The organism is Variovorax saccharolyticus (assembly GCF_030316765.1).
Lineage (GTDB): Bacteria > Pseudomonadota > Gammaproteobacteria > Burkholderiales > Burkholderiaceae_C > Variovorax > Variovorax saccharolyticus.
In genome coordinates this window covers 277881-292922 of sequence record NZ_JASZYT010000003.1, presented here as the reverse complement: position 1 = coordinate 292922, position 15042 = coordinate 277881, and the positions used below count along the sequence as shown (strand labels likewise).

The 15042-nt window shown below is 66.8% G+C and carries 14 protein-coding genes; 4 read left to right on the top strand and 10 right to left on the bottom strand.

What is annotated here, in order from left to right:
• Nucleotides 1-49: 49 nt before the first annotated feature.
• From QTI45_RS12065 to QTI45_RS12050, 4 genes are all read right to left on the bottom strand, one after another.
• Entirely contained in the window at nucleotides 50-1534 is a 1485-nt protein-coding gene (locus tag QTI45_RS12065) for a nucleobase:cation symporter-2 family protein (RefSeq protein WP_286654512.1), read from the bottom strand.
• 166 nt (nucleotides 1535-1700) lie between these two features.
• On the bottom strand, nucleotides 1701-2453 hold the full coding sequence (locus tag QTI45_RS12060) for a GntR family transcriptional regulator (protein ID WP_286654511.1): 753 nt from the start codon (nucleotides 2451-2453) through the stop codon (nucleotides 1701-1703).
• Between the two features lie 24 nt (nucleotides 2454-2477).
• A complete protein-coding gene (locus QTI45_RS12055; RefSeq protein WP_286654510.1) occupies nucleotides 2478-3242 on the bottom strand; it encodes an aspartate/glutamate racemase family protein in 765 nt (254 codons plus the stop codon).
• Nucleotides 3243-3272: 30 nt separating this feature from the next.
• The gene (locus tag QTI45_RS12050) at nucleotides 3273-4709 is read right to left on the bottom strand and encodes an NCS1 family nucleobase:cation symporter-1 (protein WP_286654723.1); all 1437 of its coding nucleotides are present in this window, start codon (nucleotides 4707-4709) and stop codon (nucleotides 3273-3275) included.
• A gap of 351 nt (nucleotides 4710-5060) precedes the next feature.
• Between QTI45_RS12050 and QTI45_RS12045 the strand changes: the two genes are divergently transcribed.
• From QTI45_RS12045 to QTI45_RS12030, 4 genes are all read left to right on the top strand, one after another.
• Nucleotides 5061-5309 (top strand): hypothetical protein, encoded by a 249-nt coding sequence (locus QTI45_RS12045; RefSeq protein WP_286368637.1) that lies wholly within the window; start codon nucleotides 5061-5063, stop codon nucleotides 5307-5309.
• Between the two features lie 43 nt (nucleotides 5310-5352).
• Entirely contained in the window at nucleotides 5353-5550 is a 198-nt protein-coding gene (locus QTI45_RS12040; protein ID WP_286368638.1) for a hypothetical protein, read from the top strand.
• A 566-nt stretch (nucleotides 5551-6116) separates the two neighbouring features.
• Entirely contained in the window at nucleotides 6117-6659 is a 543-nt protein-coding gene (locus tag QTI45_RS12035; protein WP_286654722.1) for a LuxR C-terminal-related transcriptional regulator, read from the top strand.
• A gap of 10 nt (nucleotides 6660-6669) precedes the next feature.
• Complete coding sequence (locus QTI45_RS12030; RefSeq protein WP_286654509.1) at nucleotides 6670-8805, top strand: ATP-binding protein; 2136 nt, start codon at nucleotides 6670-6672, stop codon at nucleotides 8803-8805.
• A gap of 43 nt (nucleotides 8806-8848) precedes the next feature.
• On the opposite strand, the gene QTI45_RS12025 is transcribed toward QTI45_RS12030, so the two are convergent.
• The 6 genes from QTI45_RS12025 to puuE form a co-directional block, all read right to left on the bottom strand.
• Nucleotides 8849-9286: a GreA/GreB family elongation factor gene (locus QTI45_RS12025; RefSeq protein ID WP_286368641.1), complete on the bottom strand. Its 438-nt coding sequence runs from the start codon at nucleotides 9284-9286 to the stop codon at nucleotides 8849-8851.
• Nucleotides 9283-10209 (bottom strand): universal stress protein, encoded by a 927-nt coding sequence (locus QTI45_RS12020; RefSeq protein ID WP_286654508.1) that lies wholly within the window; start codon nucleotides 10207-10209, stop codon nucleotides 9283-9285. The genes QTI45_RS12025 and QTI45_RS12020 overlap by 4 nt, the downstream gene beginning before the upstream one ends.
• Before the next feature lie 84 nt (nucleotides 10210-10293).
• The gene (locus QTI45_RS12015; RefSeq protein ID WP_286368643.1) at nucleotides 10294-10695 is read right to left on the bottom strand and encodes a GreA/GreB family elongation factor; all 402 of its coding nucleotides are present in this window, start codon (nucleotides 10693-10695) and stop codon (nucleotides 10294-10296) included.
• Nucleotides 10696-11080: 385 nt separating this feature from the next.
• Entirely contained in the window at nucleotides 11081-12307 is a 1227-nt protein-coding gene (locus QTI45_RS12010) for a M20 family metallopeptidase (protein WP_286368644.1), read from the bottom strand.
• 1 nt (nucleotide 12308) lies between these two features.
• A complete protein-coding gene (gene uraD, locus QTI45_RS12005) occupies nucleotides 12309-14087 on the bottom strand; it encodes a 2-oxo-4-hydroxy-4-carboxy-5-ureidoimidazoline decarboxylase (protein ID WP_286654507.1) in 1779 nt (592 codons plus the stop codon).
• A 1-nt stretch (nucleotide 14088) separates the two neighbouring features.
• A complete protein-coding gene (puuE, locus tag QTI45_RS12000) occupies nucleotides 14089-15036 on the bottom strand; it encodes an allantoinase PuuE (protein WP_286368646.1) in 948 nt (315 codons plus the stop codon).
• Nucleotides 15037-15042: the final 6 nt, after the last annotated feature.

The following is a 15042-nucleotide window of genomic DNA, read 5'->3' as shown; positions in this document are numbered from 1 at the left end:
GGGGGTGGGAGGGTTACACGAAGTGAACCCGACCTGGGGGCGAGCCGTTCTAGTGTGCTTCGGCCTGCTTCGCGGCGGCGACGATCGCCGCTTCGTCGTGCTTGGCCCCGTTCAGGAACAGGTTCAGCAGCACCGCGCATACCGACGCCAGCAGGATGCCCGACTCGACCAGCGAATGGATCGCGTGCGGCATCCACTGCTTGAAGTTGGGCGCCAGCAGCGGGATCATGCCGACCCCGATCGACACCGCGACGATCATTGCGTTGTGCCGGTTGGTCTTGAAGTCAACGCCCGAAAGAATGCGGATGCCGGTCGCTGCGACCATGCCGAACATCACGAGGCCGGCACCGCCCAGCACCACGGTGGGCAGCGACTCGACCAGTGCCGCCATCTTCGGCAGCAGGCCCAGCACGACGAGGATCACGCCGCCGGCCACGCAGACGTAGCGGCTCTTGATGCCGGTCACCGCCACCAGCCCGACGTTCTGCGAGAAGCTGGTGTACGGAAAGGTGTTGAAGATGCCGCCGATCAAGGTGCCCAGGCCGTCGGTGCGCAGGCCGCGCGCCAGGTCCTGCTGGCTGATCTTGCGGTCGGTCATCTCGCCGAGCGCGAGGAACATGCCGGTCGACTCGATCATCACCACGACCATGATCAGCGACATCGTGAGGATCAGCACCGGGTCGAACTTCGGCATGCCGAAGTGGAAGGGCAGCACGATGTCGAACCAGGCCGCGCTGCCGACCTTCTCGAAGGTCATGAAGCCGAAGATGGTGGCCACCACGGCGCCGATCACGATGCCCAGCAGCACCGAGATGTTGGCGATGAAGCCGCGGGCGTACTTCACGATCAGCAGGATCGACACCAGCACCAGCGCCGCGATGGCCAGCCCGCCGAGGTCGGCGTACTTGGGGTTCGGCACCGAAGGCACGATCGAAAGGCCCTTGGGCAACGGCGGCACGGCCGAGCCGGGCGAGGTGACGTCGGCCAGCCACTTGGCGTACACCGGGTCGACCAGCGCCGGCGCGGTCGGGCCGACCGGGTTGCCGAAGATCCAGTTGATGCCCACGCGCATCAGGCTGATGCCGATCACCGCGATGATGGTGCCGGTGACCACCGGCGGAAAGAAGCGCAGCATGCGCGAGACCATCGGCGCGATCAGTATCGAGATGATGCCGGCGCCGATGATCGCGCCGAACAGCAGCTGCGCGCCGGCCTGGCCCGGGTTGGCGTTGGCGATCGCGACCATCGGTGCGACCGACGCGAAGGTCACGCCCATCATCACCGGCAGCTTGATGCCGAACCACTGGGTGGCGCCGAGCGCCTGGATCAGGGTCGCGATGCCGCAGCAGAACAGGTCGGCCGAGATCAGCAGCGCGACCTCCTGCGGCGTGAGCTTGAGCGCGCGGCCGACGATCAGCGGCACCGCCACGGCGCCGGCATACATCACGAGCACGTGCTGCAGGCCGAGGGCGGTGAGCTTGCCGGCCGGCAGGCGCTGGTCGACCGGGTGGATGGAAGGCGAGGCAGCCGTCATTTGCGTGTTTCTCCTGGGCAATGTGGAGGAAAAGGGACGAGCGAACGGCGTGGTGCCATGGATCGTCCACCGATCTGTACGCGAAACTGTATACAAATCAGGCGACGGGCTGTATGGCGGAAAACCCGCGCTCCGAGCGCCCAAGCAAGTCGCGGGCCCGCGCTTTTCAGGCCAGCAGGGCCTTGACCAGGTCGAGCTGGCGATCCGGCACGCCGGCCGAAAGCTGAAGGTTGGCCTCGATGCGCAGCAGGTGGTCGGTCATGCACGCCACGGCAGCCTCGGCATCGCCGCTGCGGCAGACGCGCAGGAATTCGGCGTGCTCGTCGGACGAACAATGCGGATCGTTCGACGAGTGGTACAGCATGGCGATCAGTGAGCTGCGCGCCACCAGCTCGCGGATCAGTTCGGCCAGGGTCTGGTTGCCGGCGGCCTCCGCCAGCGCGACGTGGAAGTCGCCGAGCAGCTTCTCGCGCACCGTGCCGGTGGTCGTGGTGGCGCGCAAGGTGGTGCGCTCGAACTGGATGTGCTGCTCGAGCGCCTGGTAGTCGGCGGGACGCGCCTTGGCGACGAACAGCCGCACCACCTCGCTTTCGAGCAGGCGCCGGACCCCGAAGACTTCGCGCGCCTCCTGCACGCTGGGCTTGCTGACGAAAGCACCCTTGTCCGGGATCATCTCGATCAGCTTTTCCTTCGACAGCGTCAGCAGCGCCGCCCGGATCTTGGTGCGGCTGACCGAATAGAGCCGCCCCAGTGCTTCCTCGCGCAGCCAGGTGCCGGGCGGCAGCCGCTTCTCGACGATCGCGGTGGCGATGTCCTGCGCGATGCCTTCGATGGTGGCGGTCTTGTCGACCGCAGCCTCGGTCCCGGAGCTTGCGGGCGACGGCTGGGGGGGAGCGGAAGCTTTGGAGGCGCGTGGCATGGCGCCATTGTGAATGAGGCCGAATCAGGCCGCGCGCTTCAGCGCCGGCGGCACCGCCGGCAACGCGAAGTCGCCGAGCAGGCCGCTGATCGGCTTGGGCAGCGGGCGTGCCAGTTCGCCGCGCTTGCTGGTGGCCAGGCGCAGGCTCACCAGCGATTCGATCAGCTGCGTCCCGGCCGCCACGCCGTCGATCACCGGCACGCCGAGCACCTGTCCGATGTGCTCGCAGAGGTCGGCCATGCCGGCGCAGCCGAGCACGATCGTGTCGGAGCCGTCCTCGTCGAGCGCGCGGCGGCATTCGTCGACGATGCGCTCGCGCGCGCGCGAACCGGGCGCCTCGAGTTCGAGCACTGCGATCTCGCAGGCCCGCACGTTGGCGCAGAAGCGCTTCATGCCGTAGACCTCGGCGAGGTGCCAGGCCTGTCCCATCGTGCGGCCCAGGGTGGTCACGACGCTGAAGCTGCTGCCCACCAGGCTCGCCAGATGCATCGCCGCCTCCGCGATGCCGACCACCGGGCCGCGCGCCAGTTCCCTGGCGGCCTTGAGGCCGGGGTCGCCGAAGCAGGCGATCACGTAGCCGTCGATGCCGTCGCGCTCGCCGGCGGCGATCTCCTGCAGCAGGCCGGGCACCGCCAGCGCCTCGTCGTAGTGGCTCTCGATCGAGGCCGGCCCCATGGCGGGGCTGACCGCCACGATCTCGGTGCCGGGCCGCGCGACCGAGCGTGCGCAGGCACCGATCTTCTCGGTCATGCTCCAGGTGGTGTTGGGATTGATGATCTTGATTCGCATGATGGGTCGGGAAAGGGAAATGAGCGCGCTTCAGCGCTTGCGGTTCTGCAGCATGTAGAAAGCGAAGCCCAGGCCGGTGCCGATGAACCAGGCGTAGTTGGCGGCGCCGCGCAGGGTCGGCACCAGCACGCACAGCACCGGCACCAGCGCGGCCGGGATCAGCGCCCGGATGGCGCGCCGGTTGTAGCCGTTGTCGTACCAGTAGGCGCCCGCCGGGCTCAGGGTGTAGAGCGCATCGACGTCGACGCGCTGCTTCTGCACCAGGTAGTAGTCGGCGATCAGGATGCCGAACAGCGGGCCGATGAAGGAGCCCAGGATGTCCAGCGTGTAGTGGATGACCTCCGGGTTGTTGTAGAGGTTCCAGGGCGTGATGAAGACCGAGCCCACCGCGGCGATCATGCCGCCGGTGCGCCAGCTGATCTTCTGCGGTGCGACGTTCGAGAAGTCGAAGGCCGGCGAGACGAAGTTGGCGACGATGTTGATGCCGATGGTGGCGATCATGAAGGTCAGGGCGCCGATCACCACCGCGGTGGTGCTGTCGATCTTCGCCACCGTGTGGACCGGATCGGTGATGAGTTCGCCGAACACCGGCAAGGTCGCGGCGGAGGTGATCACGGCCAGCAGCGAGAAGAAGAGGAAGTTGACCGGCAGGCCCCAGAAGTTGCCCTTCTTGACGGCGTCGAAGCTCTTGCCGTAGCGCGAGAAGTCGCCGAAGTTGAGCATCGGTCCGCTGAAGTAGCTGACCACCAGCGCGGTCGCGCTGAGCATCACCGGCAGGGCGTCCCAGCCCGAGAACTTCACGCCGCCCAGGCGCATGTCGATGTTGCTCCAGCCGGCCTTCCAGACCAGCCAGCCGCACAGCGCCGCCATCACCACGTACACCGCCGGACCGGCCCAGTCGATGAAGCGCCGGATCGCTTCCATGCCGTGCCAGAACACCAAGGCCTGCAGCACCCACATGACCATGAAGGCGACCCAGCCGAGAGTCGAGAGGCCGACGAAGCCGTGCTGCGCCACATCCGCGTAGGGCGCGAGGCCGGGATAGAAGTGCAGCGCCAGCAGCATGAAGGCGCCCGACGCCAGGTAGGTCTGGATGCCGTACCAGGCGACCGCGATCAGGCCGCGGATCACGGCCGGGATGTTGGCGCCCAGCACCCCGAACGAGGCGCGGCAGATCACCGGATAGGGCGTGCCTGTCACCTGGCTGGGCTTGGCCACCAGGTTGCAGAAGAACTGCACGATGCAGATGCCCACCAGCAGCGACACCAGCACCTGCCAGCTCGACAGGCCGAGCGCGAACAGGCTGCCGGCCGTGATGTAGCCGCCGACGCTGTGAACGTCGGACATCCAGAAGGCAAAGATGTTGTATTGGCCCCAGGTCTGCCGTTTCAGCGGCGCCAGGTCTTCGTTGGTCAGGCGCGGGTCGTAGCCCGGCTTGATCCGTGCATTCGATTCGCTCGGGTGCATGGCGCCTGGGATCGGCAGCTCGATGCTGGCTTGGCTGGCGGTTGCGTTCACGGGTGTCTCCTCGTGGCGGATGGTCGAAGGTCCGAACGGAAAGTTCGGTCTGTGGATTGCACCCTATATTTGTATACAAAAAATGGGTGCAATCAAGACCGAAAGGTGGCCAGAAACTCCGTGATTACCCTGATCTGCGGGCTGCGAGGCATCGGCAGGTGACTGGCGATGCGACGTAAAAAGTACACAAAAACTAATGAATCATCTTGTTACTTAAGAAGTAACTAGGCACAATGTATTACATTGATTCAGCGCCAAGGCAGGTGCTGACAACGCTCAACCATCTCTTGCGAGGTCCCGATGAAGACTCAGAAACAGGCAATCAGTGAAGGCTACGACGTCGATCTGTCGGGCCCCGGACGACCGATGGGCGCCAAGGGCAAGTACCCGCACTTCGAGGTGATCCCGCTCCTGACCGAGATGGAGGCCGAACTGATCAACACGCTCGGACTGGTTCGCAACATGCTGCAGGAGGGCACGCCCTCGAAGGATGCCCGCGAGGGCGTGGTGCTGGCCATCGAAGGCCTGCTGGCGGCGGCGCGCTCCTGAGCGGCGGCCGCCCGGCGTTCACTTCATTCCAAGGAGACACGACATGAACACCTATCCGACCGCCAGCCAGGCCACCGGTGTCGCCCGCACGCTGAGCCGCAGTGCGGCATGCACCATCGTCGTCTACCAGGCCGCTGGCAACAGCTTCGTCACCGCCCGCCCTTCCGACAAGGTCAGCGGGCTGGTGATCGGCATCTTCCAGAACGGCTACCAGCTCCAGGGCGGCCAGCGCGCCGCCTGAGTTCTCCCCCTGGCCGGGCCGCAGCCAAGGCTGCGCGCCCCGCTTGCCTGCATGCCCGCGCGGTCGAACTCGCCGCCGGGCTCCTCGTTGCCCCTCGGAAGCCGCGCCATGCTGCCGTGGCTTCAGTGCGACGCGCGCGTCCGCCGATCGCTCAAATCCCAAAATATTGCAATTGGCAACAAGTGATATAAATCCCTTCTAGTTAATTGCTATGAAAAGCAATTGACTGTTTGGAGAAAAGTCTCTAAAAACAATAAGAATTGTCTGAAAATGAATTGAAATTCAGGGTTCCGATTCCGTGGATTTATTCTCGATCCGGTCGAATGTGTAATTCGAGGAATCCGACTTCTCCTCTATTGAGTTCGGAAGCGACTTAAAATCGATTCGAAATTGAGAGTCGATGGCATTTGGGCTACAAGTGTCGCATCTCATGCAGGGCCTGCAGATGGCTCAACTCAACCTAGGGGAATTTCAATGCACACCGTCATCGTCGTCGATGATCATCCCGCCATTCGCCTTGCGGTCCGCTCCGCTCCGCACTCGAGGCGGCGGGCCAATTCAAGGTCATCGCAGAGGCTGGAGATGGCCCGACTGCGCTTGCCGCCTTTCGGGAATTGACGCCGGACCTGATCATTCTGGATCTCGACCTGCCCCGGCTCAGCGGCCTCGATCTGATCGAGCGCGTACGCAAATCCCAGCCTGGGGCCAAATTGCTCGTGCTGTCGGCTCAGCAAGAGTCGATTTTCGCGGCGCGCACGGTTCAGGCCGGTGCCAATGGCTTCATGAGCAAAAACGAAAACATGGCGGCGGTGGTCCAGGCGGCTCAAACCGTGCTGGCGGGCTACAGCATGTTCCCATCTTCGGCGCTCGCCTCTCAGCATCCCAATTCGGCGACGCCGGCGGACGCGCTCATCAAGAGCCTGTCGGACCGCGAGCTGACCGTGCTGCAATACCTTGCGCGCGGCTTGAGCAACAAGGAGATCGCCGAGACCCTGCTGATCAGCAACAAGACGATCAGCAGCTACAAGACGCGCATCTTCGAAAAGCTCGGCATCTCCACGCTGGTTGAACTGGTCGACTTCACGCGCGCCCACAAGCTCGTCGCCTGAGGGGACCGCGATGCTCTTCGGATTCCCGAGCCACGAGGCCATGCACGGCGCCCTGGACTATGGCGTCATCGCCGCGTTGATCGCATCGCTGGCGCTGGTCGTGCATTGGAACCGGCGGCTGGCCAGGGAACTGCAACGCCGGCGGGCGGTCAAGGCCGAACTGCGCGACCAGCTGGCGTTCCAGAGCGCGATGATCGACGGCATTCCGCACGCCATCTGCGTGCGCGACGCCCAGGGCCGCCTGACCTTCTGCAACGTCGCATTCGAGAAGCTCTTCGGCACCACCCGCGACGCCGTGACCGGCACCACCGTGGTCGAGAGCGGCCTCGGCTACGTCGACCCCCTGCTCATGGGGCGGCTTCACCGGCGCTACCTGGACCTGCTGGCCAACCGCGGCACGATCAGCGAGGAAGCCGACATCTCCCTGCACGGCGAACGCCGCCGCGTTCTGCACTGGGCGACCCCGATCGCGCTGAAAGAGGGCGAAGCCCCGCGAGGGATGGTGGCCGGTGCGATCGACATCACCGAGCGGCACCAGCTGACCGGGCAGATCGAGGCTGCGCTTGGCAAGGCCGAGGAGGCGAACCGCGCCAAGTCGAACTTCCTCGCCACCATGAGCCATGAAATCCGGACGCCCATGAACGCCGTGATGGGCATGCTCGAGTTGCTGATGCGCGAAGGCAGGCTGAGTGCGCGAGACCGCGAATCGGTCGATCTGGCCCGCAACTCGGCCGCGTCCCTGCTGGGTCTGATCGACGACATCCTCGACATCTCCAAGATCGAGGCCGGCGGTCTCGAAATCGTGCTGGCGCCGGCGCGGCTGCGGCCGATCCTGGACGAGACCGCGCGGATGTTCGCGGGCATGGCCCGCCAGCGCGGCCTCGCGCTGACGCTGCAGATCGACCCGGATGTCGGCGAATGGCATGTCGTCGATGCCACGCGCTTCAAGCAGATCGCCGGCAACCTGGTCAGCAACGCGATCAAGTACACCGATGCCGGCAGCGTCACCCTGCGCTTGCGCCATCTGCACCGCGCCGGCGACATCGAGTCGATCGCGCTCGAGATCGAGGACACCGGCATCGGGATCGCGCCGGCGGATGTTGCCAACCTGTTCCGCCCTTTCTTCCAGGCCGAAGCGGCCGGGCCGCGCGCGGTGGGCGGCACCGGGCTGGGGCTGCCGATCGTGCAGCGCCTGTGCCTCAAGATGGGCGGCAAGATCGAGGTCGCGAGCCAGCCCGGGCAGGGGACCTGCGTGCGCGTGGTGTTCGAGTTGGGCGCATCGCCGCCGCCGGCGGGCGCGGCGAATCACGACACCGGGGCCGACCTGCCGCCGAAGCGGCACTGGCAGGGGCGCGGCACCGTGCTGGCGGTCGACGACCATCCCGCCAACCGCCTGCTGCTGCAGCGGCAGCTCCAATACCTGGGGCTCGAATGCGAACTGGCGGAAGACGGAGAGACGGCGCTCGAACTGTGGCGAGAGGGCAGCTTCGATCTGGTGATCACCGACTGCTCGATGCCGGGCATGGACGGCTACGCGCTGGTCGCGGCCATCCGCAAACTGGAGCGCGAGCGGAGCCTGCCGCGTCGCCCGGTGCTCGGCTGCACGGCGCATGTGCAGGACGAGGAGCGGCGCCTTGCGATCGAAGCCGGCATGGACGAGTGCCTCATGAAGCCATTCAGTCTCGATGCCCTGTCGGAGGCCCTCCACCGGCATCTGGGCGAGGCGTCGGCGCTGCCACTGCAGCAGCCACCGGCGCCGACGCCGGCGCCGGTGCAGCCGTCCTTCGAGAACGTGTTCGACCCGCTTGCGTTGCGCGCCCTGTCCGACGGCGACGCCGTGATCGAGACACGCTTCCTCGAGGCGCTGCTGCGGACCAACCTGAGCGATGCGCAGGAGATCGCCCAGCACATCGGCACGGGCGCCGGCGCCGAAGCGGCGTCGATCGCGCACAAGATCAAGGGCGCGGCCCGGATGGTCAACGCGAGGCGCGTGATCCAGGCTTGCGAGGCGATCGAATTCGCGTTCAGCGGCGAAGGCCGCGAGGCGCCGGCTGCCGACTTCGTGGCGCTGGCCGATGCGTTGGACGAATTCAACGCGGCCATCCGGGCCGAACTGGTCGAACTGGCTGCGTCAGGGACACGCTGAGCGTGTCCTCCGGTGGCCGGTGAAGGCTGCAGGGCCGCTCTGCTCAAGCACCGTCGGCGATGGCTTGCCCGGCGGCTTCGCCCGCGAGCTCGGCGCAGCGTCGCACGCCGATGATGCGGGTGCTGCGGCTGCCGCCCGTGGCGAGCGGGATCCGGGTCGTGCTGCCTACGGATCGGCCAAGCAGGTTCAGCCCGAGCGGTGTCAGCACCGAGACTCGGCGCCGAGAGATGTCGGCGTCGCGCGGGCTCACGAGCGTGAGCTCGCGCACCTCCTTGCCGTCGGCCAGTTCGAGCACCACGGTCCAGTTGAGGCTGGCGATGTCGTCGCGCCGGCACCCATCGGGGCGCATGTCCGCCTGGGTCAGCAGCGCCAGCGCCTGTTCGCCCGGATTGAACTCGACCTCGCCGAGCCGCAGCCAGTGTTCGGTGGCCCACGACAGGAGTTTCGTTTCGTCGCTGGTGAGCAGCGGGGCGCTGCTCACGAGACTCTCCCAGCCGCCGAGACGAAGCCGCGCTGGCCATCGGAGCGCTCGGCTTCGATGCGCTGGCGGGCCGCAACGCGCGTCGCGGTTTGGGCGTCGTCCGGCACGATGAGCACGTCGCTGCTCGCCCAGCCCAGCACCCGCTGCGCCACGCTGCCGAAGATGAAGTCGGCGAAGGGCGAGTTGCTGCGCTTGCCGACCATCAGCAAGTCGGCGCCTGCGTGTTCCTGCTGGACCACCGCCTGCAGGGCCGGGTCCCCGTGCCCGATGGCGGTCATCACGCGATTGCGGCGGGCATCGAAGGAGTCGGTCAGCCAGAAGATGCGGTCGCGGGCGTGGCGCATGCATTCGTGCCGGTAGGCCTTGATCGCCTGCTGGGACGCCTCGGCCGAACGCAGCTTGGCCTCGTTCAGCGTGCTGATGGCGTGGAACAGCTCGACTTCTGCGTCGCCGTCCAGCACCCATGCCAGCTTGACCAGCCTCTTCGATGCCGGCGTGAAATCCACGGCCACCAGGATCCGCCGGTAGCGGTGGCGCGGCACGGTCTTGGTCACCAGGACGGGGCAGCGGCACAAGCGCGCGAGCCGCTCGGCGGGCTGGCCTCGCAGCAGCGCGGCGAGCGTTCGTTCTCGCCTGTAGCCCAGCACCAGCAGGTCGGCGCAAGTGGCTTCCTCGGCCACGTCGGCCAGGGTGTTCGCGGTTTGCTCGACCGTCCGCACCGTGATGCCGAGGCGGCTTGCCAGATCCTTGGCGGCATGGGTGAGCCTGCTGGCGCCATTGGCCGGCGGCGCATCCACGCGTGCGGGCAGCACCATGAGCTTGAGGATGGCGCGATGCTCCACGGCGAGCTGGGCCGCGCGTTCGATGGCCAGGTTGGCCTGCAACGAGAGATCGGTGACTGCCAGGATGGATCGGATCTGCATGTCGGGTACTCCTTTGCGCGTGACGAGCGCTGACGCCGCGGTCGAGGGTCGACCGCGCGATGATGGGCAGGGAAGGACAGCGCGCTAGAGCGCGAAGTCGCCGCTGGCTTCGGGCTGGAACAGAATGGCGGCGACCTCGGCCGCGCCTTCTTCGCCGCCGGGTGTCTGCCAGCGTGCGACCGCGCCGAGCCTCAGGCCGATCACGCCGCTGCCGACCGGCGACAGCACGGAGATGAAGCCGGCGCTGGGCTCGGAGTCGCCGGGATAGCAGATCGTCAGCGTCTGCCGGCGTCGGGTGTGGACATCGATCAGCTCCACTTGCGAGTACATCGTGACGATGTCCGCAGGCACCTCGCGCGAGCGAAGCACTTCGGCTGCGCCGAGGACGTCGGCCAGCGCGGGCGGCAGCTGGCCGGCCATCAGCTTGCTGAGCCGCGTGAAGTCATGTTCGGTGAGCGTGCGCTCGCCGAGGATGGTTGCATGCATGGAAACGCACTCCAGTCGAATGCGGCCGCCCGAACCGACGAGCAAGGACCGCTACCGCGCGAGGCTGGTGCCCGGCGGTCGATGGTTGCGCTACAAGGGAGAGAAGCGGATCGCCGGGCTTAGGAATGTGCGGGCGTCGGCTGCAGGCCTGCCGTGCTTGCCGAGAACGACGCCCGTGCGAGGTCCGCCGCGGTCGGCAGGACTGCGAGGGCAGCGTGGTTCTGGAAGAGGCGGGGGGCGTGCATGGGTCGAGTGTATCGGCCGAGGGGGTGGGGCTCAACCAATGGCCTCATGGTTCTTGCCGATATCTGGTCAGGTGCCTTTCTGATCAGTTGGGGACAGAGCAAAAACTGCTGCGCAGTTTGTTGGTCTGTCCCGCAAGGTCTCACGAGAGCAAATCGCTCAGCGTGCGTGCAATCACCTTGGTGGCGCGCCGCAGGTCTTCGAGCAGCACGCGCTCGTCGTTGCGCTTGGCATGGGACTCCAGCACGGTGCGCGGGCCGGCGCCGTAGATCACGCCGGGGATGCCGGCCTCGCCGTACAGCCGCACGTCGGTGTAGAGCGGCGTGCCCATGGCCTTGATCGGCTCGCCGAACAGTTCCTGGCCATGCTTCTGGATCGCATCGACCAGCGGCTTGTTGCCGGCCAGCGGCTTCATCGAGTTGGCCAGCAGCATGCGCTTGATGTCGACCGTGATGCCGGCCATCCCGGCCGCGGCATCGGCGATCACCTTGCGGATGTCGGCCTCGACCTCGACCGGGTTCTCTTCGGGAATCATGCGGCGGTCGAGCTTGAAGACCACCTTGCCGGGCACCACGTTGGTGTTGGTGCCGCCCTCGATGCGGCCGACGTTGAGGTACGGATGCGTGATGCCTTCGACCTTCGAGCTCACTTGCTGGTAGCGCAGGTTCTGCGCATAGAGCGCGTTCAGGATGCGCACCGCGCCCTGCAGCGCATCGACGCCGGTGGTCGGAATCGCCGCGTGCGCCATCTTGCCGTGCACCGTGACTTCCATCTGCAGGCAGCCGTTGTGCGCCGTGACGACCTCGTAGCTGAAGCCGGCCGCGATCATCAGGTCGGGTTTGGTGAGGCCCTTGTCGAGCAGCCAGCCCGGGCCCAGGATGCCGCCGAACTCCTCGTCGTAGGTGAAGTGCAGCTCGACGCTGCCCTTGGCTGGTTTGGCGACCGCTTCGAGCGCACGCACCGCGAAGGTGAAGCTCGCGAAGTCGCTCTTGCTGACTGCCGCGGCGCGGCCGTAGAGGCTGCCGCCGTCGATCTCGCCGCCGTAGGGGTCGTGGCTCCAGCCTTCTCCGGGCGGAACGACGTCGCCGTGCGCGTTGAGAGCGACGGTTCGGCCGCCGCTGCCGTACTGGCGGCGAACGATCAGGTTGGTGATCGATTCGAGGCCGTAGTCCTTCACTTGCTGTTCGGGCACCGCGTGCTTCTCGGCTTCGAAGCCGAAGGCCTGGATCAGCTCGGCCGTGCGTTCGGCATGCGGCGCGTTGTTGCCGGGCGGGGTGTCGGTGGGTACGCGCACCAGTTCCTGCAGGAAGCGCACTTCCTCGTCGAAGTGGGCGTCGATCCAGGCGTCGAGTTTGGTGTAGTCGGTCATGTCAGTGGGCCGCTTCTGCGGCCAGGTTGTCGAGCAGCAGCCGGAAGGCCTGCACGGCCAGCTGCATGTCGTCGTTGGTGCTCGATTCGAGCGGGTTGTGGCTGATGCCGGAGTTGATTCCGCGTACGAAGAGCATGGCCTGCGGCATCACCTCGTGCAGTTTCATCGCGTCGTGGCCGGCGCCGCTGGGCATGCGGAACAGCGGCACGCCGAGCGCGTCGACCGCCTTCTCCCAGCGCTGCTGCCATTCGGGTGCGCTCGGCGCAGCCGCGGCGCGCATGGCTTCCTCGATCGTGTAGCGCACGCCGCGGCGATCGGTGATCTCCTTCAGCGCAGCCAGCACGTCGCGCACCACGGCGTCGCGCTGCGGGTCGTTGGGCGCACGGATGTCGAGGCTGAACTTGCAATGCCCCGGCACCACGTTGATCGAGCCGGCGGGTACTTCGAGCATGCCGACGGTGGCGACCGAATCGCCGTCCTTGGCGGCGCGCTGCTCGGCGAACAGGATCAGCTCGGCCACCGCGGCCGCAGCGTCGCGGCGCCGGTTCATGGGCGTCGTGCCGGCGTGGCTGGCCATGCCGGTCACTTCGCCCACGTAGCGAACGCCGCCGTTGATGGAGGTGACGATGCCCAGGGGCAGGTCCAGCTCGTTGAGCACCGGCCCCTGCTCGATGTGGACTTCGACGAAGCCGAGATAGCGTGCCGGATCGCGCTGGATCGCGGCAATCTCCTCTTCCTTCAGGCCGGCGTTCGCCCGCGCCTCGCGCATGGAGATGCCGTCGGCGTCCTTCTGGTCGAGCCAGTTGCGGTCGAAGTGGCCGATGAGGGCCCCCGAACCGAGAAAAGTCGCCTTGTAGCGCTGGCCTTCCTCCTCGGCGAAGCCGACGACTTCGAAGGCGAAAGGCAGGCGGCGGTTCTGCCGCTTGAGTTCGCGCACGCAGGCCATCGGAACGAAGATGCCGAGCCGGCCGTCGTACTTGCCGCCGTTGCGCACGGTGTCGTAGTGCGAGCCCGTGAGCAGGGTCCGGGCGCCGGGCGTGACGCCTTCGTAGCGTCCGACCACGTTGCCGACGGCATCGATCTGCACGCTGTCGAAGCCGGCCTCGCGCATGTCGTCGGCGATCTGCGCCGCGCAGGCGCGGTGCGCATCGGTGAGGTAGGTGACCGTGAGCTGGCCCTTCTCGGCATAGCCCGGGTCGGTATGGACCGCCAGCTTCTCCTGCCAGTCCCAGACCACGTTGCCGAGCTCCGGCGTGGCCTCGAACTTGTCGTTCAGGCGGATCTCGGCGATGCGATGGATGTTGCGCAGCGCCTCGCCGAGCTCGAAGTCGGGATGGTGATGCAGCCGGCGCTCGAAGGTGTCGATGATCTCGCGCTTGGAGAGACCGGTGCCGCGCGGACCGCGCACCGCGAGGATGAACGGGAAGCCGAACTTGGCGTTGTAGTCGGCGTTGAGCTGCTGGATCTTCGCGAACTCTTCCGGCGTGCAGTCGGTCAGGCCGGCCTTGTTCTGCTCGTTGGTCGACTCGGCCGTGAGGCTCTTGCTGACCATCGCCTTGCCCGCGAGTTCCGGGTGGGCGCGGATCAGGCCGAGCTGCTCTTCGCGCGAGGCATGGGCCACGGCCTGCACCAGCGCGTGCTTCAGGTGCGCCAGCGAGCGGAACGGACGCGACACCAGTGCGCGCGCGGCGATCCACGGCGAATGCTCGTAGACGCCGTCGAGCAGGGCGACGGCTTCATCGGCCGTGGCCGCGTTGAGTTGATCGATGGTGAGGGGCATGTCAGTCTCCTTGCGGGGCGGCGTAGGGATGCGTCGCCTTCCAGTGCCGGGCGATGTCGAGCCGGGTGCAGACCCAGACCCGGTCGTGGGTGGCGATGTGATCGAGGAATCGCTGCAGCGCAACGATGCGGCCGGGGCGGCCGAGCAAGCGGCAGTGCATGCCGATGCTCATCATCTTCGGCGCCTCGTCGCCTTCGGCGTAGAGGGCGTCGAAGCTGTCCTTCATGTACTGGAAGAAGGGGTCGGCATGCGAGTAGCCCTGCGGCAGGGCGAAGCGCATGTCGTTGCAGTCGAGGGTGTAGGGCACGATGAGCTGCGGCACGACCTGGCCGTCGGTCTTCTGCACCTTCATCCAGAAAGGCAGGTCGTCGCCGTAGTAGTCGCTGTCGTATTCGAAGCCGCCGTAGTCGGCCACCAGGCGCCGGGTGCGCGGGCTGTCGCGGCCGGTGTACCAGCCGAGCGCGCGCTCGCCGGTGAGCTTCTCGATGGCCGCCATGCCCAGGCGCATGTGCTCGCGCTCGGTGGCCTCGTCGATGCCCTGGTAGTGGATCCAGCGCCAGCCGTGGCAGGCGATCTCGTGGCCCAGTTCCTTGAAGGCCGCGGTCAGTTCGGGATAGCGCTCGAGCGCCATGCCGACGCCGAACACGGTCAGCGGCAGGCCGCGCTTCTCGAACTCGCGCAGGATGCGCCAGACGCCGGCGCGCGAGCCGTATTCGTAGATCCCTTCCATGCTGATGTGGCGCTCGGGAAAGCTCGCGGGATTGAACATCTCCGACAGGAACTGCTCGCTGCCGGCATCGCCGTGCAGCACGCAGTTCTCTCCGCCTTCCTCGTAGTTGAGGACGAACTGGACCGCGATGCGGGCGCGGCCCGGCCATTGCGCATGCGGCGGATTGCGGCCGTAGCCGGCGAGGTCGCGCGGATAGGGCAGGGTCGTGTCGTAGGTCATGGATCG

Excerpts from the sequence above, each read along its gene's own strand:
- QTI45_RS12050 (WP_286654723.1), bottom strand. The coding sequence starts at position 4,709 with ATGCACCCGAGCGAATCGAATGCACGGATCAAGCCGGGCTACGACCCG.
- QTI45_RS12055 (WP_286654510.1), bottom strand. The coding sequence starts at position 3,242 with ATGCGAATCAAGATCATCAATCCCAACACCACCTGGAGCATGACCGAG.
- QTI45_RS12065 (WP_286654512.1), bottom strand. The coding sequence starts at position 1,534 with ATGACGGCTGCCTCGCCTTCCATCCACCCGGTCGACCAGCGCCTGCCG.
- QTI45_RS12030 (WP_286654509.1), top strand. The coding sequence starts at position 6,670 with ATGCTCTTCGGATTCCCGAGCCACGAGGCCATGCACGGCGCCCTGGAC.
- puuE (WP_286368646.1), bottom strand. The coding sequence starts at position 15,036 with ATGACCTACGACACGACCCTGCCCTATCCGCGCGACCTCGCCGGCTAC.
- QTI45_RS12015 (WP_286368643.1), bottom strand. The coding sequence starts at position 10,695 with ATGCATGCAACCATCCTCGGCGAGCGCACGCTCACCGAACATGACTTC.
- QTI45_RS12040 (WP_286368638.1), top strand. The coding sequence starts at position 5,353 with ATGAACACCTATCCGACCGCCAGCCAGGCCACCGGTGTCGCCCGCACG.
- QTI45_RS12010 (WP_286368644.1), bottom strand. The coding sequence starts at position 12,307 with ATGACCGACTACACCAAACTCGACGCCTGGATCGACGCCCACTTCGAC.
- uraD (WP_286654507.1), bottom strand. The coding sequence starts at position 14,087 with ATGCCCCTCACCATCGATCAACTCAACGCGGCCACGGCCGATGAAGCC.
- QTI45_RS12045 (WP_286368637.1), top strand. The coding sequence starts at position 5,061 with ATGAAGACTCAGAAACAGGCAATCAGTGAAGGCTACGACGTCGATCTG.
- QTI45_RS12020 (WP_286654508.1), bottom strand. The coding sequence starts at position 10,209 with ATGCAGATCCGATCCATCCTGGCAGTCACCGATCTCTCGTTGCAGGCC.
- QTI45_RS12060 (WP_286654511.1), bottom strand. The coding sequence starts at position 2,453 with ATGCCACGCGCCTCCAAAGCTTCCGCTCCCCCCCAGCCGTCGCCCGCA.